9 protein-coding genes are annotated in these 11,908 nt (G+C 34.9%); all 9 read right to left on the bottom strand.

Features of this window, described 5'->3' with window-relative positions; translation table 11 throughout:
• Nucleotides 1–3: 3 nt before the first annotated feature.
• Nucleotides 4–705, bottom strand: coding sequence for a CoA transferase subunit A (locus AC3VI6_RS05985; protein ID WP_497705510.1), 702 nt, complete (start codon nucleotides 703–705; stop codon nucleotides 4–6).
• A gap of 27 nt (nucleotides 706–732) precedes the next feature.
• Nucleotides 733–3,021: a penicillin-binding protein 1A gene (locus AC3VI6_RS05980; protein ID WP_497705509.1), complete on the bottom strand. Its 2,289-nt coding sequence runs from the start codon at nucleotides 3,019–3,021 to the stop codon at nucleotides 733–735.
• Nucleotides 3,022–3,507, bottom strand: coding sequence for a gliding motility lipoprotein GldH (locus AC3VI6_RS05975; RefSeq protein WP_298997397.1), 486 nt, complete (start codon nucleotides 3,505–3,507; stop codon nucleotides 3,022–3,024).
• Nucleotides 3,497–4,930 (bottom strand): regulatory iron-sulfur-containing complex subunit RicT, encoded by a 1,434-nt coding sequence (locus AC3VI6_RS05970; protein WP_298997399.1) that lies wholly within the window; start codon nucleotides 4,928–4,930, stop codon nucleotides 3,497–3,499. The genes AC3VI6_RS05975 and AC3VI6_RS05970 overlap by 11 nt, the downstream gene beginning before the upstream one ends.
• 227 nt (nucleotides 4,931–5,157) lie before the next feature.
• Nucleotides 5,158–6,849, bottom strand: coding sequence for a glutamine--tRNA ligase/YqeY domain fusion protein (locus AC3VI6_RS05965; protein ID WP_497705508.1), 1,692 nt, complete (start codon nucleotides 6,847–6,849; stop codon nucleotides 5,158–5,160).
• 204 nt (nucleotides 6,850–7,053) lie between these two features.
• Nucleotides 7,054–8,907: a M1 family metallopeptidase gene (locus AC3VI6_RS05960; protein WP_497705507.1), complete on the bottom strand. Its 1,854-nt coding sequence runs from the start codon at nucleotides 8,905–8,907 to the stop codon at nucleotides 7,054–7,056.
• 1 nt (nucleotide 8,908) lies between these two features.
• A complete protein-coding gene (locus AC3VI6_RS05955) occupies nucleotides 8,909–9,313 on the bottom strand; it encodes a hypothetical protein (RefSeq protein WP_497705506.1) in 405 nt (134 codons plus the stop codon).
• Between the two features lie 69 nt (nucleotides 9,314–9,382).
• Nucleotides 9,383–11,023, bottom strand: coding sequence for a S8 family serine peptidase (locus AC3VI6_RS05950; protein ID WP_497705505.1), 1,641 nt, complete (start codon nucleotides 11,021–11,023; stop codon nucleotides 9,383–9,385).
• Nucleotides 11,024–11,034: 11 nt separating this feature from the next.
• Entirely contained in the window at nucleotides 11,035–11,880 is an 846-nt protein-coding gene (locus AC3VI6_RS05945) for an MBL fold metallo-hydrolase (RefSeq protein ID WP_497705504.1), read from the bottom strand.
• Nucleotides 11,881–11,908 lie beyond the last annotated feature (28 nt).

Raw genomic sequence — 11,908 nt, 5'->3', positions numbered from 1 at the left:
GATTTACGATTTAGGAGTTACTGTTCGTTGTTCAATTCTCTTTTCATATTTCTCTCCTTGAAAAATACGTTGTACAAAAATTCCTGGAATATGAATTTGATTTGGATCTAACTCTCCAGCAGGAACTAACTCTTCTACTTCAGCAACCGTAATTTTAGAAGCTCCGCACATATTTGGATTAAAGTTACGTGCAGTTCCTTTAAAAATTAAGTTCCCCGCAGTATCTCCTTTCCATGCTTTTACAAATGAAAAATCTGATTTAAAAGCAGGCTCAAGTACGTACATTTTTCCATCAAACTCACGTGTTTCTTTACCTTCTGCTACTTCTGTACCATAACCTGCTGGTGTATAAAATGCTGGAAAACCTGCTTGTGCTGCTCTACACTTTTCTGCCAAAGTTCCTTGTGGAGTTAATTCTACCTCCAACTCTCCTGATAACATTTGACGTTCGAATTCGTCATTTTCTCCAACATAAGAAGAAATCATTTTCTTTATTTGATGATTTTGTAATAATAATCCTAAGCCAAAATCATCAACCCCTGCATTGTTAGAAATACAAGTAACATCTTTTACTCCTATTTTAACTAACTCTGCAATAGCATTTTCAGGAATACCGCATAAACCAAATCCACCTAACATAAAAGTCATTCCGTCTTTTACGCCCTCTAATGCTTCTTGTACGTTATTTACTTTTTTATTTATCATTATAGTTGTTGTTTTAAAGCTTCGTTACTAAAAATCTGTATCGTTAAGGTTTTCTTCTTCCTCGCCTTCTTCCGGAGCTGTTACTTTTGAACAATCCAAATTAATACTTATATTTTCTGGTTTTTCAAAATTTCCTTTACTGATGTCTAATGTCTTGTCTTCATAGCACTTTCGCATGAATATACCCCAGGTTGGAAGTGCCATCGTTGCACCTTGACCATATCTTAACCCCGCAAAGTGTGTAGCTCTATCTTCTCCTCCAGCCCAAATACCAGTTGCTAGATTAGGAACCATACCCATAAACCAACCATCTGATTGATTTTGAGTAGTACCAGTTTTTCCTGCAATCGGATTGGTAAATCTGTAAGGGAAACCTGTAACCGCATCTCCTCCTGATGTATAGTTAGATCGTAAACGTGCTCCTGAACCTACCTTCGTTACTCCTTGCATTAAATCTAAAATAACATAAGCTGATTCTTCGCTTAATACCTCTTTTGTTTCTGGAACAAACTCTTGTAAAACAGTTCCGTTTTTATCTTCAATTCGCGTAACCATTAACGGGCTTACACGTAATCCTTTATTTGCAAAGGTTGAATAAGCACTTACCATTTCCATTAATGATAATTCTACAGCACCTAATGCAATAGACGGATTTGCCTCTAATTTAGATGTTATTCCAGCAGACTCTGCTAATCGTACCACATTTATTGGTGAGACTTTATCAATTAATTGGGCTGTAATTACGTTTAACGATTTTGCTAAAGCATCTTTTAAGGTTATCTCTTCACCATATTTACCTCCAGCATTCTTTGGTGTCCAATCTTCTGGCATTCCATATTTTTCCTTCGGAATAGTATATGGTGTATTTGGCAACTTATCACAAGGAGACATTTTTAATTGATTAATTGCTGTCGCATATACAAAAGGTTTAAAGGTAGAACCTACTTGACGCTTTTGTTGCTCTACTGCATCGTATTTAAAATACTTGTGATTAATACCTCCTACCCAAGCTTTGATATGACCTGTTTGAGGTTCAATAGATACCAAACCTGAACGTAAGAAATATTTATAGTGACGAATAGAATCGTAAGGTGTCATTACCGTATCACGTTCTCCTTTCCATGTGAAAATACGCATATCTGTTGCAGTATTAAACACCTTATCTATTTCTTTTTCAGATTTACCATTTGCCTTCATTCGTTGGTAACGATCTGAATTTAGTTTAGCTCTTCGTAAAATTCTTTCTATCTCAGTTTCATTAATATCGTAAAAAGGAGCTGTTTTATTACGCTTTTGTTCTTTGTCAAAATACGTTTGAAGGTTAGACATATGTTCTACTACCGCTTCTTCTGCGTATTGTTGCATACGTGAGTCAATCGTTGTATAAACTTTTAATCCATCTCTATAAATATTATACTCTTCACCATTTGCCTTAGGATGTTCTTTTGCCCATTCTTTTAAATAGCTTCGTAAGTGCTCTCTAAAATAAGTGGCTAAACCATCACTATGACTTTCAGGAGTAAAATTTATTTTTAATGGTAATTTTTGTAATGAGTCTTTTTCTTGTTCCGTTATAAACCCATTTTTTTGCATTTGACCAAACACTACATTTCTACGAACTAACGATTTCGCTTTTGAACGTTCTCTATGTGGATTAAACTGACGTGGGTTTTTAAGCATTGCTACTAAAATAGCAGACTCTTGCAAATCTAAATCTTTAGGTTCTTTCCCGAAGTAAATACGAGCTGCTGAACGAATACCCACCGCATTAAAAATGAAATCTTGCGTGTTAAAGTACATCGTCACAATCTCTTCTTTTGTGTACTGACGCTCTAACTTAACCGCTACAACCCATTCTTTAAGTTTTTGTGATAATCTTTTAAAGATATTACTAGAACCTCCTCTGTTAAATAAATTTTTAGCTAACTGTTGTGTAATGGTACTTGCTCCACCTGACCTTCCTAAGTTAGCAACCGCTCTAGCAGTTCCTCTAAAGTCAATTCCTGAATGTTCGTAAAAACGTTCATCTTCTGTAGCAACTACAGCTTTTATTAAATTATCTGGTAAATCTTTATATTGAATTGGAGTTCTATTCGCATTTACATAGTATTTACCTAAGGTTTTTCCATCTGAAGAAATTACTTCTGTTGCTAAATCACTTCTTGGATTTTCTAGTTCTTCAAAAGTAGGTAAAGCACCAAACACACCCCAAGAGGCAAGTAAAAACAGAAGACCTAACGTAAGAAAGCCTCCTATAATAATACCCCAAAACCATTTAATGTATTTACTAAAATTTGCTGTTTTTTTCTTTGTCATTTATTGTGTTTTTTCAATTCTAAATCCTACATGAGTTATTCCTTCTAATTCTTCTATGCCCTGAATTTCTCCGTTTTTTCGCATAGCTTGACGAACTTTAAAGATATAATCTCCCGTGCTTGGAAATGTTATGTTTTCTTTATAAAAAAGTTTATTCTCTTTAATATCTGAAAAACCTTGCCCTAAAAACTTTCCTGTAACGTCTGCCATATCATACTCTAAAGTATCGACAATAACTTGACCGTCTGGAAAATTCATTTGGGCTATCAAAAAAAGATTACTGTACTCGTAATCTTTATTATTTCTAAGATTTATAAATAGGTTTTTCTTATTTATTGAATCATTAACTGGAAATGTAAATTGTATCGTATTTGTTCTATGCCAAGCACTCTTTGGAAGTGCCACATATTCATCAAAATCACTATTTGACTTACACGATACAATTAGTGTAGCTATAAAAAAAAGTAAACCAATTTTAGTTCTCATTATTGGGGTTGTTTTTAGTATCGCTATTATTTTTTTTACGCTGATTATTATTCTTTCTTCTCGGATTTCTAGGCTTTTTTTGTTGCCCTTGAGTTGGCTTCTCTGTTGTACCTCCTTCAGGTTTAGGTTTCCTGTTTCTCGGATTGTTTTTAGGCCTTGGCTTTCTGTTGTCAACTCGTTTTTTATCTGGTTTCGGCTCTCCTTCTGCCTTTTTTACCTGTTTTGCTTGAGGTTTTCTTGTTGTTTTAGCCTCCGAAGCCTGATTTTCTGGTTTTTTACTTACAGGTTTTCTTGATCTTCTTCTGTTATTTCTGCTTTTCTTAGGAGCATCAAAACGAGTTAAACTGTCTTGGCCAACAACATTTTCAAAATCTATTGGAGTTTCTTCTGCTATCTCTAATTCGTATTCTTCTAACGGTAAAGCAAGCTCATTATTTTTGTTCATTTCTATAATTTCATGAACTTGATCTAATGACAGTTTGTACCATTTAAAGCTTTCTTCTTTGTAAGTGTACCAAAGTAATTTTTTAAAGATGTCCATTTTCACAAAAACAGCATCTCCTTTTTCAGTTTTTAAAACTTTATCTTGCTTCGGAAAGCTTTGCAATGCGTCTAAATACGTATCTAACTCGTAGTTTAAACAACACTTTAACTTACCACATTGTCCTGCTAATTTTAACGGATTCAACGATAATTGCTGATACCTAGCCGCTGCGGTATTTACCTTTCTAAAATCGGTTAGCCAAGTAGAACAACACAGTTCTCTACCACAAGACCCTACCCCTCCTAAACGAGCAGCTTCTTGACGCATTCCTACTTGACGCATCTCAACTCGAATAGAAAAAGCGCTTGCTAAATCGCGAATTAATTGACGGAAATCTACACGATCATCAGCTGTGTAATAAAAAGTAGCTTTGGTAGCGTCTCCTTGATACTCAACATCAGAAAGTTTCATTTTTAAACCTAAACGACTAATAATTTCTCTTCCTTTTCGTTGGGTTTCTGGCTCTCTATCTCTAGCTTCTTGCCAAACATCGATGTCTTTTTGTGAAGCTTTTCTGTAAATTTTCTTTACTTCCTCACTATCTGCATCAATTTTTCGCTTTTTCATTTGAACTTTTACCAGTTCTCCTGCTAACGATACAATACCTACATCATGACCCGACGAACCTTCTACCGCAACCACATCTCCCATAGAAATGGTAAGGTTTTCAGGATTGCTAAAAAAGTGTTTTCGACCGTTTTTAAAACGGACTTCAAAAATATTAAATGGAGCTTCACCCGTAGGTAAAGTCATATTCGATAACCAATCAAAAACGGCAAGTTTATTTCCACTTCCGCAGGTACCTGTTCCACAATTTCCATTGCTCTTACATCCGTTAGGTACACCGTCTTTGTTAGTTGAGCAACTGCTACAACTCATACAATAGTATATTTTTTGAAAAGCCTTTTAAACCTGTAGTTTACACAGTATCAAAAAGCATTTTTATTATTGACTTTCAACTAGATAAAATCTCTTTTATCACATCTTTCCTTAATCTGTAAAGATACATATTCTGATGAAAAGTGAAAATTGAATTTTTGTTAAAAGAAAACCGCCACTTTTATCATAAAAGCAGCGGTTTTTATATTAATTCTAGTATGTTTATTCTAATTATTCTTCTTCGCCCAAGTATCGCGTAAACCTACTGTTTTGTTGAATACTAAAGCTTCTGAAGTTGAATCGTCATCTACATTAAAATATCCTAAACGTTGAAACTGGAAACGATCTCCAATATTTGCTGTTTGCAAACTAGGCTCAACATAAGCTGTAATTTTCTCCAACGAATTTGGATTTAAAAACTCCATGAAATCTTTGTCTTTATGACTGTCTGGAGCTTCATCTAAAAACAAACGATCGTACGCTCTTACCTCTGCTTTTACCGCATGTTTTTCCGATACCCAATGAATCGTTCCTTTTACTTTACGCTTACTTTCTTCTGTACCACTTCCTGATTTACTCAACGGATCGTATGTACAGTGAATTTCAGTGATATTTCCGTTTTCGTCTTTGACACAAGATTCTCCTTTAATGATATACGCATTCTTTAAACGAACTTCTTTACCAATGGTTAAACGGAAGTATTTCTTATTTGCCTCTTCTTTGAAGTCATCTCTTTCAATATATAATTCTTTTGAAAAAGGCACTTCTCTTGACCCTGAGTTTTCATCTTCAGGATTATTTTCAGCAATTAAAATTTCCTCTTCTCCTTCTGGATAATTAGTAATTACCAACTTCACAGGATCTAACACAGCCATTACTCGGTTTGCTGTTTTGTTTAAATCTTCACGAATTTTAAACTCTAACAACGCTACATCAATTACGTTTTCTCTTTTTGAAACTCCTACAGTTTCTACAAAACTACGGATAGATGCTGGTGTATATCCTCTACGACGTAACCCTGAAATAGTTGGCATACGTGGATCATCCCATCCAGAAACAACACCTTCTTCTACCAATTTCATCAGCTTACGCTTACTCATTACCGTATAACTTAAGTTTAAACGAGAAAACTCACGTTGTTTTGGAGGTAAAGGATATTCTGATTTACTGTACTCATACACATTATCTTTAAACCAATCGTACAATTCACGGTGAGGTTTAAACTCTAACGAACATAACGAGTGTGAGATTTGTTCTATATAATCACTCTCTCCATGCGTCCAATCATACATTGGGTAAATTACCCAATCGTTTCCTGTACGGTGGTGTGCTTTTTTTAGGATACGGTACATGATAGGATCACGCATTAGCATGTTAGGCGAAGTCATATCAATTTTTGCACGTAATACATGAGCTCCTTCATTAAACTCACCATTTTTCATACGTGTAAACAAATCTAGATTTTCTTCTACACTTCTATCACGATAAGGTTCAGCTACTCCAGGTTGCGTTGGCGTTCCTTTTTGTTCGGCCATCGCTTCTGAAGACTGACTATCTACATACGCTTTTCCGTCTTTAATTAATTGAACAGCCCAATCGTAAAGCTGCTGGAAATAATCAGAAGAATAACATTCTTTTTCCCATTGATACCCTAGCCAAGCTACATCGCGTTTAATAGCATCTACATACTCTTGTTCTTCTTTTGCTGGGTTGGTATCGTCAAAACGAAGATTTACAGGAGCGTTATACTTTTCCCCTAAACCAAAACTAATACCAATGGCTTTCGTGTGCCCAATGTGTAAATATCCGTTTGGTTCTGGTGGAAAACGAAAACGTAAATTTTCTTTTGGCATTCCGTTAGCCAAATCTTCTTCAATAATTTGCTCTAAAAAATTCAATGATTTCTTTTCTTCTGACATTCTGAATTGTTAATTGTCTTTGTTCAATCTTCTATAATTTCTTTCATTAATTCCTCTTAAAAGGATTCATTTGTGAAATTAAGCCACAAAATTACATAGAATCTGTGAGATATTTACACAAAGAAAACTAAGGATTAAACTTTTACAACAAAAAAACGGAAACCTGAATGGGTTTCCGTTTATAAGCTTTTATATAACTTGGTTTTATTTACCGTATGAATTGTTTGCTTGATTTACATCTGCCATTAATTTAGACGGATCAATTTCAACTGATTTTACCTCTTTTTTTGCAGTAAACGTGTAGGTTGGATGCGCAAAAGTCCAATCAGTAATAATAGTTGCGTTGGTTGGTTTTTCTCCACGCATCATACGTAACGGAATGTTAAACGGTTCTTTTGAACCATCAGTATAAATTACCTCAACATCAATAGGCATTGGCATTTGACCAATACGCTCTAAGGTAATTTCTTTACCGTTAACAGATTTGATTCCGTAGTCAATTGTATGCGTCGTTTGCGTCCATTCATTTAAGTACCAATCTAACTGAATACCTGAAACTTTTTCTGCTGTACGCTTAATATCATTTGGTGTTGGGTGTTTAAACGCAAAATCTTCAAAATACTTTTTTAAGGTTTTTGCTACGTTTTCTTTACCTATAATATACTCTAATTGCGATAAGAAAATATTTCCTTTAGAATAACTCGCAACTCCGTATGCAGTGTTCGTGTGATATCTATCAGCATGTGTTGTTAAAGGCTCTTCAATATTATTACCCACCACATAATTATATCCTCTGTAAGAACCTGTGTGTGGATTTTCCTTTCCTTCACCTAAAATTTCATTTTCAGCTTTGTTTGAAATATACGTGGTAAATCCTTCATCCATCCAAGGGTGTTTACTTTCGTTAGTTGCTAACAAGAATTGGAACCAAGTATGTGCTAACTCGTGCGCAGTAACACCGAATAAACTTCTCCATTCACGCTGCCCAGTAATTAACGTACACATTGCGTATTCCATACCCCCGTCTCCTCCTTGGATAACTGAGTATTGTTTGTATGGATATTGCCCAATATGTTTACTGAAATACTCCATTAACTCAGCTGTTTTTGGCTGTAATTTTTTCCAGTTTTCTAAATATTCAGCATCTAATGTTTTTTTGTATAAGAAGTGTAAATCGATACCATTCTTCATTTTATACGTATCGTGAATGAACTCTGGATCTGCCCCCCATGTAAAATCATGTACATCTGGTGCTGTAAATTTCCATGTTAACTTATCTCCTGAAGGAAGGTTTAATGGTTGCTTTTTGTCTTCGTAACCATGACCTACCTCTTGTGGATTTTGTACATATCCTGTTCCTCCAACTACATAGTTCTTGTCGATATGTAATGTCACATCAAAATTACCCCAAACTCCATGGAATTCTCTTCCTAAGTACGGAGGTGTGTGCCATCCTTCAAAATCATACTCAGCCATTTTAGGATACCATTGTGTCATAGACAAAGCAACTCCTTCTGCACTATTACGCCCTGAACGACGGATTTGTTTTGGTACTTGCGCATCAAAAATCATATCAAATGTTACGCTTTGTCCTGGTTGAATTGGCTCGTTTAAGGTAACCTCTAAAATGGTTCCAACAGTTTCGTGTTTTACCGCTGTTCCATTTTGTTGTAAAGAGTTTACTTTGATATATCCTATTTCTGAAGGTGATAATTTACTAATTCTATCACCTACTCTTCTATCTGGATCTTGAATGTTTCTTGAGCGAACATCCATTTGAGAGTTTGGTTGAAAAGCATTAAAGTATAAGTGATAAAATACTTTATCTAACACATCTGGTGAATTATTTGTGTACACCAGTTTTTGGATTCCTTTATACTGATAGGTTTTTACATCCATATCAATATCCATTGTATAATCTACATGCTGTTGCCAATAACCGTTATTGGTAGATTGCTTATTTTCGTGTGCTTTTACCACATTAGTATCGGTACCATTTTTCATTGTAGCACATGAAACCATTGGCAACAATAAAAGGCTAAAAATTATTTTCTTCATATTAAACTGGTTTAATTCCCATTGAGGTTAGTGTTCTTTTCAAACTCTTTAATTCTTCTTCATTTTTTAATATTGGAAAACTACGTCTTTTCCCGTTTTGTAGCTTTAAAAAAATACGTTCTCTTCCGTAAGCTACTTTTGTTTCCAGTCCTGCTATTTCTTTTAGTAAATATTTAGACTTCCACGATCTTTTTACAACGTAATACAATATCACAGCTACCGAAACTAAAGCTAATAAAAACATAAAGCTAAATAGTAATTCATTGTTCTGATAACTCATTAAGTATAGCTGAACTCCCATATTAACTCCGTTAACAAACATTAAAATTATAACTAACCAAGAATGCATAGGAACTTCGTCTTTAATAGTTAGTTCTTCTGTTTTTTTATTGAACTCTAATTGCATAGCATTTTCATTATAACAAAAAAAGAGCATCAAAAAATAATGCTCTTTTTTAGCTAATTTATAATAGTCTTATTTTCTTCCGTTAACCATTCTTTCAGCCATTCTAACTGCATTGTATGCGTTTACAACACGTCCTGAAACCGATAATTCTGAGAAAGGAACTTTTACTGGCTCGTTACCATATCTTGCTCCTGTACCTGGTTTTATAACTTTAAAATCAATCTTAGTTCCTGAATTCATTAAGATGTGTTTTACTTGACTTGCTGTTAATTCAGGATAATAAGAACGTACTAATGCTGCAACCCCTGCTGCTGCTGGAGAAGCCATAGATGTTCCGTTGAATTTCTTATACTCATTATCTGGAGTAGTTGAGTATACTTGTACTCCTGGAGCAAATACATCTACATTCTTTTTACCGTAGTTAGAGAATGTTGCTGGTAAGTTCTCATCATAATTAGCACTCATTGCACCAATAGTTAAGAAGTTGTCTGAAACCTCATTTACTAAGTCTGGAGCATCATTTGGGAATGTTTTTTCAACATCAATGTTTTTACCATCGTTTCCTGCTGCATTTACAATTAATACATCTTTGGAAGCGGCATACTTAATAGCATCGTAAACCCACTCTTTGTTTGGTGAAAAACCTTTACCAAAACTTGTGTTGATTACTTTTGCTCCGTTATCAACTGCATAACGAATACCTAAAGCAACATCTTTATCGTACTCATCTCCATCAGAAACTGAACGTACTGCCATAATTTTTACGTTATTAGCAACACCATCCATACCTTTACCATTGTTACGAGTTGCACCAATAATTCCTGATACGTGAGAACCGTGAGCTTCTCCTTTTTCAGAGTGTCCTGTATTACCATTTCCGTATCCTGGCTTATCGTTAATATCGTAAGCATTATCTCCTACAACTGTACGGTAATCTGTTTTTAAGTTTTCTCCGTCAATTGTTTTTTGAGCATTTTTAATCCCTTTTTCAAAGTATTCTTTTGCTTCAGTTAACGTATCAAAAAATCCGAACATTCTAGTTGCAAAATCTTTTGCATTACCTAACGCAGGATCGTTTGTGTTAATTGCTGCTACCTCTTCTTTTGTATAGGTTGCTTTTCCGAAGTATTTAGTGAATACTTTATCAGACTCTACTGCACCCATTTTTAAGTTCTCGTAACGACTAACTGTTTTTTTAGCTTCTTCAACTTTTTCAGCCTGAAAAGCTTCTACTTCTGCTAAAGTTTCAGCATCAGCAATAGAAGGGTTCATTAAAATACGCTCGTACTCTAAGTGCTCTTTGTATGAATCTCCTAAGAAGTTCCACCCGTTGATATCATCAACATAACCATTCTTATCGTTGTCAATTCCGTCTCCTGCAACTTCTTTAGTGTTTACCCAAGCTACATCAACTAAATCTTCATGTTTTAAATCGGTACCCGAATCAACTACACCAACAACAACCTCAACATGTTTCTTTCCTTTTAAGAATTCATACGCTTTGTTAACGCTCATTCCAGGAATTGTATCAGTTGCTAAATCTAAATGTTGCCAGTTTTCTTGTTCATAATCAGTTAACTCCGCTTTTTTTGCTGGAATATTAACTACTGTATTGCTTCCTGCTGGTACAGGGATTTTGCTTACTGTGTTACAACTAGCTAATGTAGCTACTGCAATTGCCGAGTAAAATACGGGCTTTAAAACTCTCATAATCTCTATTCTTAATTAAAAATATCTGTAAATTTAAATGTGTCTTTTAAGCGAACTCCTTTTTCAGTGTGCTTAACAGTTATTACCTCATTGTAAGCATCGTGCTCTAAAAACAGGTAAAACTCTTTATCGGCAGCTTCTTTTAAGAAAGCTTCTTTTTCTTTTAAGGTAAGTAACGGACGCGTATCATAACCCATTACATACGGTAACGGAACATGACCTGCTGTTGGTAATAAATCTGCCATGAATACTAAGGTTTTTCCTTGATATTCTATTTTTGGTAACATTTGCTTTTCTGTATGTCCGTCTTTAAATAAGACATCAAAACCAACATAATCCCTTGCATTTAAATGCAAAAAATTTAATTGTCCACTTTCTTCAATAGGTAAAATGTTTTCTTGTAAGAAGGAAGCTTTTTCGCGTGCATTAGGGTGTACTGCCCAGTCCCAATGACGTTGGTTACTCCAAAAACGTGCATTTTTAAAGGCTGGTTCGTATCCTGTTCTGTCTTTATTCCATTGAATTGCTCCTCCACAGTGATCAAAATGTAAGTGTGTTAAAAACACATCGGTTATGTCATCTCTATGAAAACCGTATTTTGCTAAAGAAGTATCTAATGAAAAATCTCCGTATAAATAATAATAACCAAAAAATTTATCGGACTGTTTGTTTCCAATTCCTGTATCGATTAAGGTTAATCGATCACCATCTTCAATCAACATACAACGCATGCCCATTGAGATCATATTGTTTTCATCGGCTGGATTTGTCTTCTGCCAAATCGACTTCGGAACCACGCCAAACATAGCGCCTCCGTCTAATTTAAAGTTACCTGTTTCTATCGGATAAATTCGCATAACGACAAAGATGCAGAATTTTAGCGAG

The sequence above is a fragment of the Tenacibaculum sp. TB-56 genome, from assembly GCF_059716275.2.
Note: the sequence above shows the minus strand (reverse complement) of the source record. Positions and strands in the feature narration are given on the sequence as shown.